Source organism: Nocardia sp. NBC_01327 (genome assembly GCF_035958815.1).
In the GTDB taxonomy this organism is placed as follows: Bacteria; Actinomycetota; Actinomycetes; order Mycobacteriales; family Mycobacteriaceae; genus Nocardia.
The window spans coordinates 7,394,099-7,413,035 of sequence record NZ_CP108383.1 but is presented as its reverse complement, the minus strand read 5'-3'; the positions used below and the strand labels follow the sequence as shown (position 1 = coordinate 7,413,035).

The 18,937-nt window shown below is 65.4% G+C and carries 18 protein-coding genes; 11 read left to right on the top strand and 7 right to left on the bottom strand.

Going from position 1 to position 18,937, the window contains the following annotated elements:
* Positions 1 to 28: 28 nt before the first annotated feature.
* Both OG326_RS34280 and OG326_RS34275 read right to left on the bottom strand, forming a co-directional pair.
* Positions 29 to 892: a C1 family peptidase gene (locus OG326_RS34280; protein ID WP_327141271.1), complete on the bottom strand. Its 864-nt coding sequence runs from the start codon at positions 890 to 892 to the stop codon at positions 29 to 31.
* 143 nt (positions 893 to 1,035) lie between these two features.
* Positions 1,036 to 1,626, bottom strand: a complete 591-nt coding sequence (locus OG326_RS34275; RefSeq protein ID WP_327141270.1) for a TetR/AcrR family transcriptional regulator — start codon at positions 1,624 to 1,626, stop codon at positions 1,036 to 1,038.
* Between the two features lie 102 nt (positions 1,627 to 1,728).
* Here OG326_RS34275 and OG326_RS34270 point away from each other — a divergent pair, with 102 nt between their 5' ends.
* Positions 1,729 to 3,300, top strand: coding sequence for an MDR family MFS transporter (locus OG326_RS34270; protein WP_327141269.1), 1,572 nt, complete (start codon positions 1,729 to 1,731; stop codon positions 3,298 to 3,300).
* Positions 3,301 to 3,364: 64 nt separating this feature from the next.
* Here OG326_RS34270 and OG326_RS34265 read toward each other — a convergent pair whose 3' ends face one another.
* Genes OG326_RS34265 through OG326_RS34255 form a run of 3 tightly spaced genes read right to left on the bottom strand, consistent with a single transcriptional unit; the run spans position 3,365 to position 4,339 of the window.
* The gene (locus OG326_RS34265) at positions 3,365 to 3,685 is read right to left on the bottom strand and encodes a DUF1048 domain-containing protein (RefSeq protein WP_327141268.1); all 321 of its coding nucleotides are present in this window, start codon (positions 3,683 to 3,685) and stop codon (positions 3,365 to 3,367) included.
* A 1-nt stretch (position 3,686) separates the two neighbouring features.
* Positions 3,687 to 4,034 (bottom strand): DUF1048 domain-containing protein, encoded by a 348-nt coding sequence (locus OG326_RS34260; RefSeq protein WP_327141267.1) that lies wholly within the window; start codon positions 4,032 to 4,034, stop codon positions 3,687 to 3,689.
* Complete coding sequence (locus OG326_RS34255) at positions 4,031 to 4,339, bottom strand: PadR family transcriptional regulator (protein WP_327141266.1); 309 nt, start codon at positions 4,337 to 4,339, stop codon at positions 4,031 to 4,033. Before OG326_RS34255 ends, OG326_RS34260 begins: the two co-directional genes overlap by 4 nt.
* Positions 4,340 to 4,471: 132 nt before the next feature.
* Between OG326_RS34255 and OG326_RS34250 the strand changes: the two genes are divergently transcribed.
* Positions 4,472 to 4,774 (top strand): MerR family transcriptional regulator, encoded by a 303-nt coding sequence (locus OG326_RS34250; protein ID WP_327141265.1) that lies wholly within the window; start codon positions 4,472 to 4,474, stop codon positions 4,772 to 4,774.
* 9 nt (positions 4,775 to 4,783) lie between these two features.
* On the opposite strand, the gene OG326_RS34245 is transcribed toward OG326_RS34250, so the two are convergent.
* On the bottom strand, positions 4,784 to 5,560 hold the full coding sequence (locus tag OG326_RS34245) for a GTP-binding protein (RefSeq protein WP_327141264.1): 777 nt from the start codon (positions 5,558 to 5,560) through the stop codon (positions 4,784 to 4,786).
* Between the two features lie 104 nt (positions 5,561 to 5,664).
* Here OG326_RS34245 and OG326_RS34240 point away from each other — a divergent pair, with 104 nt between their 5' ends.
* The 7 genes from OG326_RS34240 (at position 5,665) to OG326_RS34210 (ending at position 15,841) form a co-directional block, all read left to right on the top strand.
* Positions 5,665 to 6,111, top strand: coding sequence for a Zn-ribbon domain-containing OB-fold protein (locus OG326_RS34240; protein ID WP_327141263.1), 447 nt, complete (start codon positions 5,665 to 5,667; stop codon positions 6,109 to 6,111).
* A complete protein-coding gene (locus OG326_RS34235; RefSeq protein WP_327141262.1) occupies positions 6,104 to 7,303 on the top strand; it encodes a lipid-transfer protein in 1,200 nt (399 codons plus the stop codon). Before OG326_RS34240 ends, OG326_RS34235 begins: the two co-directional genes overlap by 8 nt.
* 183 nt (positions 7,304 to 7,486) lie before the next feature.
* Positions 7,487 to 8,749 (top strand): serine hydrolase domain-containing protein, encoded by a 1,263-nt coding sequence (locus OG326_RS34230; protein WP_327141261.1) that lies wholly within the window; start codon positions 7,487 to 7,489, stop codon positions 8,747 to 8,749.
* Positions 8,746 to 10,365, top strand: coding sequence for an FAD-dependent monooxygenase (locus tag OG326_RS34225; RefSeq protein WP_327141260.1), 1,620 nt, complete (start codon positions 8,746 to 8,748; stop codon positions 10,363 to 10,365). Before OG326_RS34230 ends, OG326_RS34225 begins: the two co-directional genes overlap by 4 nt.
* Positions 10,366 to 10,425: 60 nt before the next feature.
* On the top strand, positions 10,426 to 12,234 hold the full coding sequence (locus OG326_RS34220; RefSeq protein WP_327141259.1) for a hypothetical protein: 1,809 nt from the start codon (positions 10,426 to 10,428) through the stop codon (positions 12,232 to 12,234).
* Positions 12,231 to 14,051 carry a hypothetical protein gene (locus OG326_RS34215; RefSeq protein WP_327141258.1) on the top strand — a complete coding sequence of 607 codons (1,821 nt, stop codon included), beginning with the start codon at positions 12,231 to 12,233 and terminating at the stop codon, positions 14,049 to 14,051. Before OG326_RS34220 ends, OG326_RS34215 begins: the two co-directional genes overlap by 4 nt.
* Before the next feature lie 59 nt (positions 14,052 to 14,110).
* The gene (locus tag OG326_RS34210; protein ID WP_327141257.1) at positions 14,111 to 15,841 is read left to right on the top strand and encodes a hypothetical protein; all 1,731 of its coding nucleotides are present in this window, start codon (positions 14,111 to 14,113) and stop codon (positions 15,839 to 15,841) included.
* 1 nt (position 15,842) lies between these two features.
* On the opposite strand, the gene OG326_RS34205 is transcribed toward OG326_RS34210, so the two are convergent.
* On the bottom strand, positions 15,843 to 16,658 hold the full coding sequence (locus tag OG326_RS34205) for a hypothetical protein (protein ID WP_327141256.1): 816 nt from the start codon (positions 16,656 to 16,658) through the stop codon (positions 15,843 to 15,845).
* 338 nt (positions 16,659 to 16,996) lie between these two features.
* Between OG326_RS34205 and OG326_RS34200 the strand changes: the two genes are divergently transcribed.
* Together OG326_RS34200 and OG326_RS34195 are read left to right on the top strand one after the other, a co-directional pair.
* On the top strand, positions 16,997 to 17,875 hold the full coding sequence (locus OG326_RS34200) for an alpha/beta fold hydrolase (protein ID WP_327141255.1): 879 nt from the start codon (positions 16,997 to 16,999) through the stop codon (positions 17,873 to 17,875).
* Positions 17,876 to 17,877: 2 nt separating this feature from the next.
* Positions 17,878 to 18,915, top strand: coding sequence for a GlxA family transcriptional regulator (locus tag OG326_RS34195; protein ID WP_327141254.1), 1,038 nt, complete (start codon positions 17,878 to 17,880; stop codon positions 18,913 to 18,915).
* Positions 18,916 to 18,937 lie beyond the last annotated feature (22 nt).

Sequence of the window (18,937 nt, the reverse complement as noted above, 5' to 3'; positions counted from 1 at the left end):
ATGAACGGCTGCGCAAGGATGAAACGCCCTATTCGGTGACCAGTCTGCCCATCGAGTGTATTTCGGCGATATCGCTGCTGGTGATGAAAGACCATGGCGCGGTGAAGAATCCGTTGTCACCCCAACCCGGCCCCCAGGAGTTCTCGAGGGTCACACCGTTGGTGTCGTAGCCGACGATCGTGACCTCGTGGCCACCCAGCGTTGCCTCGCCGGGCGCGGGGGAGTACCGGGAGTTGCCCGAGTTCAAGTTCATGAAGCTTTCCCTGGCATCGAACCCGATCGGGACAGGAAGCCCGGCCGCGATGGCCTTCTTGATATTGGCAACCTTGTCTCCGGGGAACAGGTCCTTGGCCCCGGAGAGTTTGTAGTGCGCGGCATTCGCGAATTCTTTGGCATCCGGCTGCGTGGTGTAGTCGAAATCGCCCTGCCAGTAATCGGACCTGGTGTCGTTGCCCTCCTGCCATTCCATCGGCAGCGCGACCGAGGCGGAGGTGCCGTAGTCATGGCCCTTGGCGATCTGGGAGTAGATGAACATCGGAGCCATCGGCCCACCACCGATATTCATTTCGTTCATCAGAATGCCGTAGCCGGTGTAGCCGGTCGCCCAGGCGACACAGGCGCCGACCTGCCCCTGATCACCTGCCGGCACTGCGTATTGCCTGAGCGAGAATTCCGCCGGCGATTCGCTGATAGTGCTCAGATGAAGAATGGGGAGGGCGTCTCCGACGCTGGTGTCCTTGTTCTGACTGGCCTTCGCCGCCTGCATATCGAGACCGAAGGCACGCCCGGGAGCGGGCTGCGGAGCAATGGGATCCGCATCGGCGAAACCTGCCGAGACGATTCCGATTCCCAGGACGAAGGCGAGCGCAGCGGGTAAACGCGAGTAAGACATGGATTCTCCTACGCCGTTTTTCGCGGAGTCGATCGCAGATCTCGCGACGATCGTAATGGCGCCAGGCCGGGAGAATCCGGCCGACGCGCGGCGGGCGCGCCGATTTCCGCTGGGGCGCCGGCGGCGAGGGGAAAAGCCGCGGGCTAGATCGCCAGGAGTTCTCGCGCGATGGCGAGGGAGATTTTCTTCTGTTCGTCAGGGCTGGCGTCGAGAGTGTCGCCGAGTTGTTCGCCGGTGATGGGGCCGAAGATGATGGCCGCCACGGCGGTTCGGATTCGCATGCGGGTGTGCAGGTCGCAGTCGGCCGGTGTCATCAGGGTGATGACCTCGCCGATCAGGGCCTTGAGTTCGCCGGCGTCGCGGACCTGCTTGCTGGCGGCGTCGGCTGCCAATGCGCGCAGGACGGGCTGGTTCTGCTGGATGAGGCGGACCACGCGGTTGGCGTCGCCGAAGAACAGGTCGGCGACGCGGTCGAGCATGTCGTCCTGGAAGGCGGGGGAGAAGGGCTGTGCGCGGCCCCAGGTGACCAGCTCGCCCATGGCGTCGAGGAGTTCGACGATGAGGCTGAGCAGGATCGCGTCCTTGGACTTGAAGTGGTAGTAGAGCGCGGCTTTCGTGACGTCGAGTTGTTCGGCGATCTCGCGCAGCGAGGTGCCGTCGTAGCCGCGCTCGGTGAACGATTCCAGGGCGACCTGACGGATCTTCTCCCGCATGCCGCCGTCACCGGATGACATCCACCCACACTCCTGCCCGCTGGCGATTGTTTGACAAGCCGAATCAGGAGATTACTATACGGCAGGTAAGCAGCTGACCGGTCGGCAAGTAATGAGTGGGACATGACAGATCAATCGACGACGGTCGAAACCGAAGGATTCCAGCGGCGAAGTCACCGCGAAATCATCACCGTGATGAGCGGCCTGATGATCGCGATGCTTCTCGCGATGCTCGACAACACCATCGTCGGTCCGGCACTGCCGACCATTGTGGGCGATCTCGGCGGATTGAAGCACCTGGCATGGGTGCTGACCGCGTACACCCTGGCCACGGCGGTCTCCACGCCGCTGTGGGGCAAACTCGGCGATCTGTACGGTCGCAAGCCGACCTTCCTCGCCTCGATCGTGCTGTTCCTGGCGGGCTCGGCGCTCACCGGAATGTCGCAGAACATGATGGAGCTCATCGGTTTTCGCGGTGTGCAGGGTCTGGGCGCCGGCGGTCTGATCGTCGGTGTCATGTCGATTCTCGGCGAGCTGATTCCGCCCGCGGAACGCGGAAAGTATCAGGGCCTGTTCATGGCGATCATGCCGCTGGCCATGCTCGGCGGCCCGCTCATCGGCGGATGGATCACCGATAACGCGTCGTGGCGCTGGGCGTTCTATGTGAATCTGCCCTTGGGCGCCATCGCGCTGGTCACCGTCTGGTTCACGCTGCACGCACCGCGGCGCACCACCGGCAAGGTCCGCATCGACTGGTGGGGTGCGGGAACACTCGCGCTGTGGGCGAGCGCACTGGTACTGCTCGGCAGCTGGGCGGGATCCCAATACGCCTGGGGCTCATGGCAGATCATCGCGACCATCGTGGTCGCGATCGGCGGGTTCGTGGCCTTCGTCGCCATCGAACGACGGGTCGACGAGCCGATCATGCCCTTGCACGTCTTCACCAATCGCAACTTCTCGCTGGCGGGGGCGCTCGCCTTCATCATCGGTCTCGCGATGATGGGTTCGGCGGCCTACCTGCCGCAGTTCCAGCAGCTCGTGCAGGGCGCGTCCGCCACCAACAGCGGATTGTTGTTGCTGCCCATGATGTTTCCGATGATGTTCGCGAGTGTGGCGATCGGGCAGATCACCTCCCGGACCGGCAAGGTCCGCATCTTCCCGATCATCGGGTCGGTCGTGCTCATCGCGGGAATGGTCCTGCTGGCCCAGGTGCACACGGACACAACGAAACTCACCCTCGGACTGTTCATGGCCGTTCTCGGTCTGGGTGTCGGCTGCCTGATGCAGCCCTCGATGCTGATCGCGCAGAACAGCGTCAGCCTGCGCGATATGGGTGCGGGCATGGGCGCGAGCACGTTCCTGCGGACCATGGGCATGTCGCTCGGAACAGCGGTCCTCGGCACCATCTACACCACCCGGCTCACCCACGAATTGTCCGCCAAGGCCGGTGATGCCGGAGCGAAGCTGGTATCCGGCGGTGCGCAATTGCCGCCCGCCATGGTGCACACGCTGCCCAAGCCGCTGCAGGACGCCTTGCACGCCGCGGTCACCCACGGCATTGTCGGAGTGTTCTGGGCGGGCGCCGCCGCCGGCGTTGTCGGCCTGATCGTGTCGTTCTTCGTCAAGGACGTGAAGCTGGTCGGATTCACCGATGCACCGAAGGTCGAGGAGGCCGAAAAGGCAACTGCCGGTTAGCAATCGGCCGTAGCCGCGGCAACCGGACCGGAATCGCCCACCGGTCCGGTTGCCGGTACCACGGTCATCCCTTACCGATTTCCTTGCTGACGGACTCCTGGTAGATGTCGGCATAGGTCGGTGAGTCCTTCACCAGGTCATCGCAGAAGGCCGCGACATCGTCGCCGATGAGTTCCAGGACTCCGGTGCCGGCTGCGGCGCCTTCTTCGAAGAATTCGACAATTCCCTGGAGCAGGTTGCCCTCGACCAGGTCGACCGGCCCTATCTTGAAGAAGTACTTCTGAATCTCCTTGTAGACGATCTGGTAATCGGGCGGCAGCGCCTTGACGCGCGCCATGTGGGCCCGCCACTCCCTCTTGCCTTCGATGACATCGCGGATGCCCACTTTATCCTCCCAGTTTCTTTGCCACGTTCTTGTTCAGCTGTTCGCGCCACTTGTCGCGATAACTCCTGGCTTTTTCCTCGCCGGCGATCGCGGCGCAGAAGCCTTTGATATCGGTGCCCAGTGTCTCGTCGACACTCTGGCCGTCCGCCGCCGCTTCCTCGAGCAGTCCCAGGGCGCCGTCCATGATCGGCATCAGATTGCGACCCGTGAGCCCCGAGTAGGGCGAGAGATGGATCTTGATCTCTTCCCACGCGGCTCGATACTCGTCAGGGAGAGCCTTGGCTCGCGCGTCGAAGGCCTTGTATTCCCTGGTGAGATCACTGCCCGTGATCGTCTCCCAAAAGTTCATTTCCTGCTTCCCCTGAGCTCATTGATATGCGATGAGACGTATTCCCATTTCGTCCAGAACGTCGCGAGTTCGGTGCGCCCAGCCTCGTTGAGTGCGTAGAACTTGCGCGGCGGGCCGACCTCGGATGGTCGTTTCGATACATCGACCAGACCATTCTTCTCCAATCGCAGCAGAATGGCGTAGACCGTTCCTTCGATGACATCTGCGAAACCGAGTTCGTTCAGTCGGCGCGTGATGGCGTATCCGTATGTCTCCTCGATGCCGATGATCTCGAGGACGCAGCCCTCGAGCGTTCCCTTCAGCATCTCTGTCAAGTTGTCCGTGGCGGGCTCCTCTGTTCGAGTAGCACTACTCTGTAGCGCTATATACCGCTAGACTGTATCACACAGTAGCGGTAGCTAGTAGTACCGAATAGCGTGGAAAAGGGGCAGGTAGCCATGTTCGAGCAGAGCGCGCAGAGGTCTCTCGGAACGGATCGAGAAGCCTTGGGCTGGTTCACGATCGACCGAGCGGCGGCCTTCGCCGGCGTCACGGTCGCCACGGTGCGGCAGTACCACCAGCATGGTCTGATCGCCGAACCGGAATCCGACAGCTCCGGCTGCCGGCGCTACCGATCCGCGGAGCTACTACGGCTGGCGCAGGTCCGGGCATTGGCGGGTGCGGGCATACCGCTGGCCGAAATCGGAGATCTGCTCGACTATCTCCGCCACATCGAGTGCCTTCTCGAAAATGTGTCCTGAGCGCCGTGGTCAGTAGTCGAGGGCGTGTTCCGGTTGGCAGACATCCAGGGGGGACGGCAGATAGCGGACGATGGCGTCCATAAGGGCGCTGATGTCGTCGCTTCTGGGGGCCGCGCTGCACAGAACGGGCACGACGTCGCCGATGCGGGTGAGGCGGCGGATGCGGCGGTGCAGCTGTTCGAGCGAGAGATTGCGCAGGGCGGGGGAGGGGTCCTGGGCTGTGCTGTCCATGAGGGTTTTCGCGAGCGTGCGATACCACTGCGCCGCGAATTGCCAATGGGCGCCGTAGAATTCGGCGGCCATCGGTGCGAGTGTCCACATCGGAGCCAGGTCGAGGGTGCCGTCGAAGGCGGCGCCGGTGCCGAGGGGGATCTGCAGGGTCAGTGGCACCGCCCCGCGGGTGTCGGCGATCGTTCGGATGCAGCGCTCGAAGTCGGCGCGGGGGTGATCGAGTCCGGTCAGCACGCACAGCCGGGCGACCTGGTGGTCGTCGGCGACCCGCAGTGTCGTTTCGAGCCGGGGTGAGCGGTGCGAGGCCGCGTCGACGAGCGCGATCACCCCGTCGGCCACGCGGATGGATCGCTCCAGATCCGCGGCGGGTGTGCGGCTCGAGAGCTCGGTGAGGCGAATCGTGTGGTCGATTCGGTTCGTCGACCAGTGGATCACGGTCTGCGGGCCGGAACCGGTCCTGCCGAGCAGGCGGTGGATCAGCCGCGTCGTATCGTCGGGGTCGCCGACGATCGTGACATTGCGGATCGCCTGCGGGTCAATAGCTTTGGTGCCCATCGTGTCGAGGTACTCCTCAATTCGACTTCACCGTACCTCCGCTCGCGCGGCTCTGTGGCCGGTTTCCTTCCCAAAGTAGAACGTGTTCCTATACCGTCGGCTTTGTGCAGAAAGAACAACGGCCCGCCGTGGCAGACTGGTTCACTGCGGACGACGGTGTGGTGCGTCTGCAGGGAACACGCTGCAATGATTGCGGCACACCGTATTTTCCGAAGAACACGCTGGCCTGCCGCAACCCGCAGTGCTCGGGCAAGAAGGACGGCTCCGAGCTCGCCGAATACCTGTTTTCCACGCGCGGCCGCATCTGGTCGTATGCCGATGCCCGCTACAAGCCGCCGCCGCCCTATGTCTCGCCCGATCCGTTCGTGCCGTATGTCGTTGCGGCAGTGGAGCTCGAGGTCGAGCAGATGGTCGTTCTCGGGCAGGTCGTCCGCGGTCTCACCGTCGATGATCTGGCCGTCGGCATGGCGGTCGAATTGACCGCCGGCGTGCTGTACGAGGACGACGAGGCAGAGCACACGGTGTGGATGTGGAGGCCGGTCAATGACTGATTCGAATCGCGATATCGCCGTCCTCGGCGCGGGCATGCACCCGTGGGGCAAGTGGGGCCGCAATTTCGTCGAATACGGGCTGGTCGCCGCACGGGCGGCGCTCGCCGACGCCGGTGTGGACCACCGCGATGTCGGCTATATCGCCGGTGCGGACACCATCCGGAACGGCTACCCCGGCTTCGTCTCCGGCGCGACGTTCGCCCAGGCGCTGGGCTGGTCGGGCGCGCGGATCTCCAGCAGTTACGCCGCCTGTGCCTCCGGCGCGCAGGCCATCGCCAATGCCCGCGCGCAGATTCTGGCCGGGCTGTGCGAGGTCGCGCTGGTGGTCGGCGCGGACACCACGCCGAAGGGCTTCTTCCAGCCGGTCGGCGGTGAACGCCGCGATGATCCGGACTGGTTGCGCTTCCACCTGCTCGGTGCGACCAACCCCATCTACTTCGCGCTCTACGCGCGCCGCCGGATGGCGCTGCACGGCGCCACGCTCGACGATTTCGCCGCGGTCAAGGTGAAGAACGCCAGGCACGGCCTGAACAACCCGAATGCCCGCTATCGCAAAGAGGTTTCGGTCGAGGAGATCGCCGCCTCGGCGATCGTCTCGGACCCGCTGCGGCTGCTCGATATCTGCGCCACCAGTGACGGCGGCGCCGCGCTGGTGCTGACGTCGATGGACTACGCCCGCCGCCACGGCATCGCGGACCCGGTGCGCATCAGCGCGCTGTCGACCGTGACGCCGACGTTCCCGAAGACCGTTCTCGATCTGCCGGATTTCTCGACGGACTCCTCCGTGGCCGTCGAGCCGCAGTCGCGTACGTTCCGCTCCGCCATCGCGCACGCCGCGTACGAGGAAGCCGGGATCGGGCCCTCGGACCTGTCCTTCGCGGAGGTCTACGACCTGTCCACCGCACTGGAACTGGACTGGTACGAGGACATCGGGCTCTGTGAAACAGGTGGCGCCGAAGAGTTGCTGCGCAGCGGCGCAACAACATTGGGCGGACGGGTGCCGGTGAACCCCAGCGGCGGGCTGGCCTGTTTCGGTGAGGCGATCCCGGCGCAGGCCATCGCTCAGATCTGCGAGCTCACCTGGCAGTTGCGCGGCCAGGCCGACGGCCGCCAGGTAGAGGGCGCCCGCGCGGGTATTGCGGTGAACCAGGGCCTTTTCGGTCATGGATCGGCGATTATCGCCACGCGCTGAACAAGCTCTGTATAACGAGCACCCGGGCATATGCCCGGGTGCTCGTTCCATTTCACCGTCACCGGATTAGCTGGCTGATTCCTACCCGAAGCCACATGGTGCGGAGTTAGAGTTGCTGTGCGCTACATGACCACGTTCCCACCCGGACGGAGCGTTATGGGACACCGGACGAGTATCGCAATATTGGTCGCGACCGCGGGTCTGTTCATCGCCGCGGGCTGCGGTACGTCGTCGGATTCCGGTGGCAGCGCCACGAGCACCTCGGCAGGGGCCGAGCCCGCGTACGTCGCGAGTATCACCCCGATCATCACCAAGCTGATGAGGGACAACGTCATTCCCGGCGCCGTGGTGGTCGTCAAATCACCGAAGCAGGGCGACTGGACCGGAACGTTCGGCACCCGGGCCATCGGCACGACCGAGCCCATACAGGCGGACGACTACTTCCGCATCGCCAGCAATACCAAGACCATGACGTCGACGGTCGTTCTGCAACTGGCGCAGGAGGGCAAACTCGCCCTCGACGACCCGATTGCCAAGTACTTGCCTGATGTGCCGAATGGGGATCGGATCACCATTGCCCAGCTCGCCGAAATGCGCAGCGGGCTCTACAGTTACACGGCCGATCGGCAATTCAACGCTTCGCTCGACAGCGACCCGAACAAGGTCTGGACGCCACAGGAGTTACTGGCGATCGCGTTCTCGCACCCGGTCAGCTTTCCGCCGGGGCAGAAATTCGACTACTGCAATACCAACTACATCCTGCTCGGCCTGGTCATCGAGAAGATCACGAACATGTCGGCCGCGAAGAACTTCCAGCAGCGCATCTTCGACCCGCTCGGGCTGAAGCACACCTCGCTGCCCGCGGCGACGGATTCCTCGATACCCGATCCGCATCCGCGGGGTTATGCGTTCGGCACCAATGTCTCCACCATCGACACCTTCGCCCTGCCGCCCGCCGAACAGGCCGCCGCCGTCGCGGGCACGCTGAAACCCGCCGATGCGACCGATGCGAGCCCGTCGTGGACGTGGACCGCCGGCGGCGTGATCTCGACGGTCGATGACATGGCCACCTACGTCAAGGCGCTCGTCCACGGCGGCCTGCTGGACGCGAAGATGCAGCAGGTGCGGATGGACAGCATCCAGCCGATCGATCCGGCCCAGCCCGAGGTCGCCGGATACGGTCTCGGCATTGTCCGATTCGGTACGCATCTCATCGGACACGACGGGCAGATCCCCGGGTACATGACCGTCATGACCAATGACCCCGACTCGGATCTCACGATTGTGGTCGCCACGAACCTCGCGACGGTGCCGTCGGGCGAGGGGTCGGCCGTGACGCTGCTCAAAGGCATGATGCCGGTCTTCTACGGCGCCGATGCCCTGCCCGGCGACCCCGCCCAGCACGGTGCGGGGGCCAGCAGCGTGCCGACCACCACGGGCCGATGACCGACACCGAGGTACTCATCGCGGGAGCCGGTCCGATCGGCCTCACCACCGCGATCGAATTGCGCCGCCGCGGAGTTGCGTGCCGCATTGTGGATCCGCTGCTCCAGTCCCCGCAGTATGCGAAAGCCGTTGGTATTCAACCCCGTACGCTCGAGATATTCGAGGGAATGGGTGTGCTGCGCCAGGTGCTGGACGCGGCGATTCAGTTGCGCGGTCAAATTCTCTACGTCAATGGCGCGGAGACCGGGCGGTTCGACCTGGCGCTGCCTCCGGACGTGCCGTTCGAATTCGTCGGGCTGCCCCAATACGCGACCGAGCGGATCCTGCGGGAACGGCTGACCGCACTGGGGACGACGATCGAACGTGGCGCCCGAGTGACCGGATTCGAGCAGGACGAGGACGGCGTCCGCGCGGTGCTGTCGCGCGCCGACGGCGAAGAAACGGTCCGGGCCCGCTATCTGGTCGGCTGCGACGGCGCCCACAGCACGGTCCGCAAGGGACTCGGCCTGACCTTCGAGGGCGCGGCGTTCGCCGAGCAGTACATGCTCGGCGATGTCGAACTGGACTGGTCGCTGCCGCACGGGTACGGCGTGCGTTCGACACATCAGACCGACGGCGTCACCGACGATCTGCTGGTGTGCATTCCGCTGCCGGGCAGGCGCCGGTACCGCGTCTCGATGCTGGTGCCCCCGGAACTCGCGAGCGCTCCGGCGGCGAGCAGCGACGCCATCGAGCACGGCTTCGAATCCGGGCCGCAGCCGAAACTGGCGCATCTGCAAGCCGTGCTGGACAGGCTCGCCCCCGAACCGGCGCGCGCATCGCAGCTGCGGTGGTCGTCGGTGTTCCGGGTCAGTCACCGCATCGTCGATTCCTACAGTCGCGGTGCGGTTTTCGTCGCCGGCGATGCCGCGCACATTCATCCGCCGACCGGTGCGCAGGGCATGAATACCGGGATCCAGGATGCGCACAATCTCGCGTGGAAGCTCGCGCTCGCCGTGGCAGGCGTCGCGGCCCCGGGCCTGACCGCCAGTTATGACGCCGAACGCAGACCCGTCGGCGAAGAGGTGGTCGGCCGCACCGTGCGCAGCGCCCGGGAGGGCATCGGCGCGGATTCGGCGGATCCGGACTATGTGATCCGGCGCGAAGCCCAGCTGCTGATCGATTACGGGGACAGCCCGATCGTCGCGGGGGCCGATGCGGGGCAGTTGCGGCCCCGGGCAGGAACCCGCGCGCCCGATGCCCGTGGCCTCACCCGTGACGCCGTCACCTTCGACCTGCGTTTGTTCTCGCTCCTCGGGCGGATCGATCACACGATCCTGCTCTACGCGGACGACACCACCACCGGGCCCGTACTGCGCGAAGTGGAGCGGCTCGCCGAGGTCGCGGTCGCCGCCGCACACGGTCATCTCGACGCATATCTCCTCGCCGATCCGAAAGCCGATGTCGCCGAGACGATTCTGCCGCTCATCCGCGATAGCGCGGGCGATTTCGCCCGTGCCTATCGGGCGCGGGACCGCTCGGTGTTCGTCATTCGGCCCGACGGCTATCTCGGATTCGCGCAGCGCGCGGCCCACGAATCCGAGGTTGTCGAATACCTGAAATCGACGTTCCGCTGAACGACCGCACCCGCGGTTCTGTGCATATTGCCAATCGAACCTGCTGGTTCCTGTCGTTTTGTGGCTACCGGTGGCCGGGCCGCACTGGAATCGTTCATCCGCATGAACACCGTTGTTCTTTCGATGAACCGCGCCGCCGTGCGGCGGCGCTGGATCGGCGTGCTCGCGCTTGCCACCCTTGTTGCGACGACCTTCACCAGCGTGGGTCCGGCGGCCGCGGCCCCGGAGAGCGCGGCGTCGGATCGGCAGGAGCAGCAGCTGTCGGCGCGCAATGGAATTGTGGTGTCGTACGTCAGTTTCGCGCTGCCGCTGCCCGCCGACGCGCCGGCGCATCCGGCCGCCTGTGACCGGGTGGGTTTCCTGCGGTATCGGTCCGCGGACGGTCCGGAGAACTCCGCGGATGCCGACCACGTTGTCATCCAGCAGCAGGGATTGGGCGGTGGCGCAGCCAATTCCGACAGTGTCGCGTTCAATACCGTGCAGTCGGCGCGGTCGACGGGGCAGAAGATCGAATTCTGGGCGCTGGCGCGCCGCAGTGCCTGCCTGGATGAAATGGCGGGCTTCGATTACGCATTGCAGACCGGCAATTATCTCGATGCCGCCGACTACTACTTCAACGGCAAACCGATTGACGGGCACACCTTTCCGGGGTTCAAGACCTCCGCTGATCTGCCGGTGCTGGACTTCATGGGCCTGGAGCGGGTCGTGCGCGATCAGTACGAGATCATGCTGCACGAGATTCCCGATCAGGCGCGCCGCCAGCAGAAGTTCGTCTGCACCGGCATCTCGCTCGGCGGGCTGGTCACCGGATTCTTCTCGGACTGGGATTTCGACGGCGCATCAGGTGCGGACCAGTGCGCCGCCTTCGCCGCCCAGGATTCGATGATCTCCTCGGATCCGGTGGCGATCCAGAACACCCCGGTGCTGCACGCCCTCACCGATGCCATTGTCGGGCCCACGGATGGCGTGGTGCAGGCGGGATTTCGCGCGGGGGTGATGCCTCGCATCTTCGGCCCGGCGCCGATGCTGGGCACCAAGGCCTTCCTGCTGCTGCGGCTGGCCGGATTGGCGGCGCATCTCGATCCGGACGGTGAGAGTCAGCTATTGGCGCACCTGCCCCACGATTTCGATATCGATGCGACGCTGAACTACCTCTTCGCGCCGACCTGGGCGGCGTTCACGACCAATGGGGCCGACGGCAGCGGATCCATCCGCGACTACCGCTTCACCAATACCGCCCTGCTCGGCGTGCTGATCGACAACAACTCGACGAATTTCGCGCTGTTCCAGCAGGGGGTGGGCGCGCTGGCCGGTGGGCCGGTGCAGGACAAGAGTTTCCCGAATCCGGGCGAGCTCACCCAATTGCCGCTGCTGGGCAGCTATCTGCGGATCAGCGCCGGAAATCAGACCCGGGTCGCGCCGACCGATCGGACGGCGCTGTACACCTGGCGGAACTACGACGATGTGCGCGGCGTGCCCTTCACCAGCCCCGGGCACGAGGTCGCCGACATTCGCGATGCCGCACGGCAATTGGCGACCGGGTCGCCGAATGCCTACTGGGAGACCTACTTTCCGCTGCGGCTGGTCGTCGATATCGGCGCGGGCTACGGTGGCGCGCGCAGTGGTGAGATGGCCGGTTTGAAATATCACGGTATGAGCCGCACCAAACCGAATTTCGTGGCCTTCGCGGGCGACAGCCCGGTGCAGGCCAGCGCCGGAACCCTGTTCCCGCCACCGGCTTCGGCCCGTGTGGTGACGCTGCCCGGCTATGACCACATCGATACGATCGGCGCCGCGGCGATTCAGAACGACGGTCAGCCGGACTACAGCGGTCAGCAGCTGGCGCAGTTCGTCGGGAGCCTCGGATGATCGCGCGCCGGACCGGAAGTCTGTTCGTCGCAGCACTTGCCGGAATCGCCGCAGCGGTGGTGCCGCTCGCCTCGGCCGAGCCCGCTCGGCTCGGGGTTCCCGATCAGGAGATTGTCACGCCGATCACCGGCGATCCCGGTCTCGGCGACGATGTGCAGGCCACATATGTCCGCCTGCACTATCCGAGCCCGTTCTCCACCATGGCTCATCCGGAGGCCTGTGACTGGATCTCCTATGTGCGATACCGGTCCGCGACGGGACCGGCGGCCACCTCGGACGCCGATGCGGTGCTGACCATGCAGCCCGGAACCTTCTCCAGCGCAGCGAATCTCGATATTCAGGGACCGCAGGTGGTGCGCAAGGCCGCCGCCCAGGGCAAGCACGTCGAATACATCGCGCTGGTCCGGCGCAGCAGCTGTGCCGAGGACCGCACCGGCTGGCAGGCCGCGCAGGAGGCGGGCGACTACCGGGTCGCCGCCGACTACTACTTCCACGACAAGCCGGTGAACGGGCAGACCTACCGCTATCAGACGCCACAGGATCTGGCGTTTCTCGGCGAGTACGGGCTCTCACTGGTGCTCGATGACTGGCGGGCTGTCATCGAACATCTGCTGCCCGATTCGGGACAGCGGACCAAGATGTTCTGTGGCGGGCACTCTTTGGGCGCCTTCCTGACCGGGCCGATGATGGCCTGGAACTTCGCGGGTGATCCGGCCGCCGCCGACTACGCCGGATTCAATCTGTGCGGCGGCGGGATCATTCCGGAGGACGGTTTCGCCATGACCGATCCGGCCGGGCTGTCCGGCACCGGTCTGCTCGACCAATTCGCCTCCGCCGCCGGCGGAGCGGTGAAGAACATGATCAATGCGTTACTGCAGGACGGGCTTTCGGTCGCGCAGTTCCCGGTGCTGTCGGCCTCGGAGGTGCTGCACGCCTACGAGGTGGCCGCGATGGCCGCCGATCAGCAGCCGGATGCGGAAAGCGATCTGAAGACCCTGATTCCGCGTGATCTGCGCACCGAGCCGTGGATGCGTGCGTTCTACGGCAAGGACTATCTGGACCTGTTCACCGGAGCCAATCTGCCGAGCGACTTCCGGCTGACGAATACCGCCGCTCTGGCAATGGATTTCGATCAGAACTCGGCCGAGTACGTCCTTCAGGCCGGTCTCGGTTTCTACGACTGCCCGGTGGCCGGAAAGACCTATCCCATTCCGAACGGCCTTGCGTCCGTGCCGATTCTGGGTCCGACGCTGTTCGTCATCCCGTTGCGGGTCGGCTACGGGCAGAACTACACGCCCGCCTCCCACGATCAGCTGTGCGGGTGGCGCAATTACGATCAGGTCTGGCCCTCCGGCATCGATGCGCCCGGCATCGGTCAGGGTCCGCCGACCGACCGCGATCACGAGGTCACCGACGTCCGGCAATTCGCGCACGCGATGAATCCCGGATGGCAGCCGGCGAGCTACTTCGAGGAGTACACCTCGTTCCGGCTGATCACCGATATGGTCTTCGCCCTCGGCCTGGGCCGGGACGGTGATCTCGCCAACCTGCAGTACCGCTCCGGCGGCATCCTGAACTTCCTGCTGCACGGTGACCGCTGGCAGAGCACTCCCGCCGGACGCCGGAATCTGACGCTTCTGTCGGGGGACTCTCCGGTCCAGAATGCCGGGTTCGGCGGTCTGCTCCCGTACAACGCGAAATACATTCCGGGATACCGGCATTACGACGTCGTCACCGCGGCCGAGAAGCAGAACAACGGTCTCCCGGAGCCCGCGAGCTCGTATATCGCCGCGTTCATGACCCAGCCTGCAAGCTGAATTATGGTGCGCCGCCGTACAGCCCGGACTCTTCACCCTCATCCTCGATGGAGTAATTGATGCACACCAGGAGTCGCGTCCTGCGCGCCGCGTCGGTCGTTGCGGTCACCGTCTCGGCGTGTGGCGCGATATCGATGGAACCTGCGGTGGCGCAGGACACTACAACTACCTGGTATGTCGAGGCGGGTGCGGCCGCGGGCGGCGTCGGCAGTATGGACGCCCCGTTCGACTCGCTGGCCGCGGTATCGGCCGCCGCGGGTGCGGATGACACCATTCTGGTGCTGCCGGCGGCGGCGAATGTGCCGCCGCTCGATGGCGGGATCGTCTTGAAACCCGGGCAGAAGCTCATCGGCGGTGGTCCCTCGGTGCAGGGTAGCGCGCCCGGGGCCGCCCTACCTCGGCTGACCAATACCACCACCGCCGGGAACGGTGATGCGGTCGAACTGGCCCGGGGCAGCGAGGTGCGCAATCTTGTCATCACCGGTGCGCTGCGCGGCGGTATCTACGGTGCGGACGCCGTCGATTCGGTGATCGCCGGTAATGATGTGGCCGCCACGAATCAGCATTGTGCGGACGGCTTCCTGATCGGACCGTTCACGCTGCCGCCGTCGATCGCGGTCGGGGTGACGGCGCCGCCGCTGCCCGATTTCATCACGCTGAACAATGGCTGGGCGGCCATCATGACCGACTTCTCGACGGCGCAGGGTGCGGTGCGGATCGAGAACAACACCGTCCACGACACCGCCTGCGGCGACGGCATCGACGTGCGCGCCACCGGGACGAGCAGGGTGACCGCGCAGGTGAGCGGGAATGCGCTGCGCGACATCAACCTTGGGCTGGCGAAGCTGTCGGTGCTCGCGATCGGCATACAGGCCGCGGATTCGGCGGATCTGACCGCGGCGCTCGACGGCAATTCACAAACCGATATCGCCTCCCCGGCGACGTCACCGCTCAACCTTCTCGCCGACAGCGAGGGGGTGTTCATCAACCCGCTCGGGCAGTCTCGTCTGCGAGTCACCGTCACCGGCAATCGATTCCGCAATGGCGGCGGGCATTTCTCGGCCAACGGGCTGGAATACGTCACCACCAGTGGTACGCCCGACAGCGAAGTCACGGTCAGCGACAGCGATTTCGATACGGTCACCGGTGACGTCATCGAGAATTACAACCTCAGCACCGGCGGCGCCCGCCAGTCTCTGAGTCTGGATCATGTCGGAGTGCGCAACTCATTGTTCCCGGGTGCCGCGCTCAATCCGATCGTCCCGGCGAACCTCGGAACATGCCTGGTCACAACAAATTTCGGTCGCGCCGGCCGAACTCACCTGAGTGTCGCGAACTCCGACTTCGCGAATTGCAGCGCCGACGGCATCGGCCTGATCGCGTTCACTCCCCAAGGCCCTGAACCCTCCACTGCGGCACTGACCTTCGATATCCACGACACCTCCATCACCTCCGCCGCCGCCAATGGCATCAATATCGCCAATGTCGGTGATACGGCGGTACTTCAGGGGACCGTCGCGCGAACCACCGTTGCTGCCGCGCAACAGGCGCTGGTTCGGGCAAGCAATCGGGACGGGACGATCGGCAGTGCCGCACTCGATTTCGGCGGCGGATCGCTGGGTAGTGCCGGGATGAACTGCTTCGCCGCGGGCGATTCGCAGATCGACGTTTCCGGTATGTCGCTGGCCGCGCAGGGTAATTGGTGGGGTCGCCCGGAGGGCCCGAATCGGCCGCAGGACGCCGCCGACAGCGGTCACCCGCTGGCGGTGGCCCCGCGTGCCGGTTGCTGACTCAGCAGTGCACGGTGCCGTCCGCGCCGCGGTTCTCGCCGCCGATGCCCACCATGGCGAGGTGGATATCGGCCGGCGCGTAGGTGCTGTCGGAACCGTCTGCCGGAGTGGTGTTTCCGGTGTACAGGGTGATCGAGACCTTGTCGGGATCGGTCCACGTCGGCTGGGTCTGGCGGACTGCGGCGGCGGCCGCGTCGGAGTGGTAGACGACCGTATGGCACGAGCCGTTCGGATACGCGCCGCTGGTATCGACGCCGTCGTAGGCGCCGATCTGCTGAATATCGGCGGGCAGGAGTGCGGTGGCGGCCGCCAGCGCTCCCGCGGCATCCTGATGCGGGTTGAAGTAGAGGTCGGCGTTGACTATCGACCCGTTCCACGCGTTCGCGATCGGGGCGATCGGATCCTGGGCGCAGGCGAGAGCGGCTCCCGGCAATCGCCAGGCGTCCTGCGAGTTCAGCTGGTTCTCGCCCTCTGCCACACAGTCATTCGAGGTGTCGGGGGCGAAGGTCTGCCGCCAATAGTCGACCGGGCTCAGAATTCCGCGAACCGCATTCGGCGCCGGAGGGGAGATCGAGGTCGCCGGGTCGGAGGTTGTCTGACTCGATGCGGGCACGGTGTCCGGGCTCGTTGTCTGCTGAGCATCCGCGGTTGTCGAAGCGGTGGAGGGCGATCGGCTGGAGGGCAGCATGATCACCGCGCCGATGAACATCAGCGAAGCGACTACCAGGAGCGCGACCGCTGCCTTCTTATCATTGATGCGGAACGTTTTTATATGACCCTGAAACAGTGCGATGAACCCGACTACGAAAGCGAACATACTCACAATCACCAAAAGTGCACCAAGGATTGCCAACTCGGACTCCTTTCGCATCGCGTCCACCGGCCGGGAGCCGGCGCACTGCGGCACAGTATTGCGCATGGCCGGCGCCGTGGGTCGGCATAATCTGGTACGCGTCCGAGTTGTCGGGAATTCCGGCGTGCGCGGGTCCTGCTGGGAGATTGCCGGTTTCGTGGCGACCTCGGTCAGTGCCTGACGAAATCGGCCGTGCGACTGACCGTTCCAGCCTTCGGTATCGGCCGAATCGGGTTTCCGGCGTTCACTTTCAGCAGGTCGCAGCAGCGGCCACCGGATGATTCCGCTGGAAGGAAACGACAATGACCGAGTATGTGACGCTCGAGCACGGACGGCTCGCCTGCGATGTGGCGGGAGACGGGCCGCTGGTGGTGCTCTCGCACGGTATGGGCACCGTGCGGCACGATTTCCGCCACCTCGTCGGGCCGCTGGTCGCCGCGGGCTACCGGGTGGTCAATGTGGATATGCGCGGGCACGGGGAGTCCAGTCTCGACTGGCCGTCGGTGACCGGGAAGGCCGCCATCAGCCGTACCGATGTGGCGGAGGATCTGCTGGGTGTGATCCGGCACTTCGGCGGTCCGGCGGTGATACTCGGGCATTCGCTGTCGGGTGGCTCGGCGACGATCGCCGCGGCGCAGGCTCCGGAGTTGGTGACCGCGATCGTCGAGATCGAACCGTTCACCCTTACCCAGAGTGTGTCTATCGGAGCGCTTTTCACCCGCCGCCGGTATCGCCGCGGCATGGTCCGCCTCGCGCTCACCGCAATGCTGAATTCGCTGACCTGGTGGCGGCGGTATCTGGACGTCGCCTATCCCACCAAGCCCGCCGACTTCGACGAATACCTCGCCGGACTCGAGAACATTCTGCGGCAGCCCGGGCGCTGGGCGGAATTCATGAAAACCCAGCAGACCACCCCCGCGGATGCGCAGGCCCGGCTGGCGGAGGTCCGCTGTCCCGCACTGGTGATCATGGGTTCGGGGGAGCCGGATTGGGCCGATCCCGAGGCCGAGGCGAATGCGATCGTGGCCGCCATGCCCGACGGTGTGGGCCGGGTCGTGATGGTCGACAACGGCGGGCACTATCCGCACGCTCAATTCCCGGATCGGATTGCCGCGGTGGTGATCCCGTTCCTCGAACAGCACGCGGTGCGTGACCGGGCGGCCGTCACAGTCAAGCACTGACCATGGCGGACATTCGGCCCGGCTGCGATGATGGCGGCATGCCCGCGCCGCGCACCATTGTTTTTGTCGCCTACCAGGGGATGCAACTGGTCGAATTGGCCGGGCCGATGGATGTTTTCGGGTTTGTCAACGCGCTCGCCGAGGAGGAGGCGTACCGGCTCGTCACGGCTTCACCGGAGGGGCGGCCGATCACGGCGGACGGTGGTTTGACCATTGCGGTCGAGCATTCGCTGCGTATTCTTGCCGCCTCCGCCGAGGAGATCGATACCCTCATGGTCGTCGGCGGCTGGATCACCGGGCCGGTGTCGGCGGAGGTGGTCCGCGAATTGCCCGCCCTGGCCCGCAAATCCCGCCGCGTGACCTCGGTGTGCTCGGGTGCGCTGCTACTCGCCGCCGCCGGGCTGCTCGACGGCTACCGGGCCACCACCCACTGGGGCGCCACGGAGCGACTGGCCCGCACCTATCCGCGCGTCACCGTCGAACCCGACCGCATCTTCGTCCACGATCGCAACCGCTGGACCTCCGCCGGCGTCGCCGCGGGCATCGACCTGGCCCTGGCTCTCGTCGAGGACGATCACGGCCGCGAGAAGGCGCAGGAGATCGCCCGCGCCTTCGTCGTCTTCACCCGCCGCTCCGGCGGCCAGGCCCAATTCAGCGCCCAGATGCGTGCCCAGCCCGCCCGCACCCCCGCCATCCGCGCCGTCCAGCAGTGGCTCCCCGACCACCTGTCCGACGACCTGGCGGTCGCCACCCTGGCCGACCGCGCCGGCATGAGCGAACGCCACTTCGCCCGCGCCTTCCGCGCCGAAACCGGCGCCACCCCAGCAGCATTCGTAGAAGACCTCCGCATAGAAGCCGCCCGCCGCCTCCTCGAATCCACCGACCTGACCATCACCGCCATAGCCCGCACAGTCGGCTACCGCCACGCCGAAACCCTCCACCGCCTCTTCACCCGCCGCCTCTCCACCACCCCCGAGCGCTACCGCCGCCACTTCTCCACCGGCACCGAGAGTTCGAAACACTTTGCGGCACAGCAGTAATCGATGCGTTCTACGATGGATA

Coding starts and splice junctions, on each gene's coding strand:
- OG326_RS34235 (WP_327141262.1), top strand. CDS start 6,104: ATGACTGATTCGAATCGCGATATCGCCGTCCTCGGCGCGGGCATGCAC.
- OG326_RS34210 (WP_327141257.1), top strand. CDS start 14,111: ATGCACACCAGGAGTCGCGTCCTGCGCGCCGCGTCGGTCGTTGCGGTC.
- OG326_RS34200 (WP_327141255.1), top strand. CDS start 16,997: ATGACCGAGTATGTGACGCTCGAGCACGGACGGCTCGCCTGCGATGTG.
- OG326_RS34205 (WP_327141256.1), bottom strand. CDS start 16,658: ATGTTCGCTTTCGTAGTCGGGTTCATCGCACTGTTTCAGGGTCATATA.
- OG326_RS34260 (WP_327141267.1), bottom strand. CDS start 4,034: ATGAACTTTTGGGAGACGATCACGGGCAGTGATCTCACCAGGGAATAC.
- OG326_RS34270 (WP_327141269.1), top strand. CDS start 1,729: ATGACAGATCAATCGACGACGGTCGAAACCGAAGGATTCCAGCGGCGA.
- OG326_RS34250 (WP_327141265.1), top strand. CDS start 4,472: ATGTTCGAGCAGAGCGCGCAGAGGTCTCTCGGAACGGATCGAGAAGCC.
- OG326_RS34225 (WP_327141260.1), top strand. CDS start 8,746: ATGACCGACACCGAGGTACTCATCGCGGGAGCCGGTCCGATCGGCCTC.
- OG326_RS34195 (WP_327141254.1), top strand. CDS start 17,878: ATGGCGGACATTCGGCCCGGCTGCGATGATGGCGGCATGCCCGCGCCG.
- OG326_RS34215 (WP_327141258.1), top strand. CDS start 12,231: ATGATCGCGCGCCGGACCGGAAGTCTGTTCGTCGCAGCACTTGCCGGA.
- OG326_RS34255 (WP_327141266.1), bottom strand. CDS start 4,339: ATGCTGAAGGGAACGCTCGAGGGCTGCGTCCTCGAGATCATCGGCATC.
- OG326_RS34275 (WP_327141270.1), bottom strand. CDS start 1,626: ATGTCATCCGGTGACGGCGGCATGCGGGAGAAGATCCGTCAGGTCGCC.
- OG326_RS34245 (WP_327141264.1), bottom strand. CDS start 5,560: ATGGGCACCAAAGCTATTGACCCGCAGGCGATCCGCAATGTCACGATC.
- OG326_RS34280 (WP_327141271.1), bottom strand. CDS start 892: ATGTCTTACTCGCGTTTACCCGCTGCGCTCGCCTTCGTCCTGGGAATC.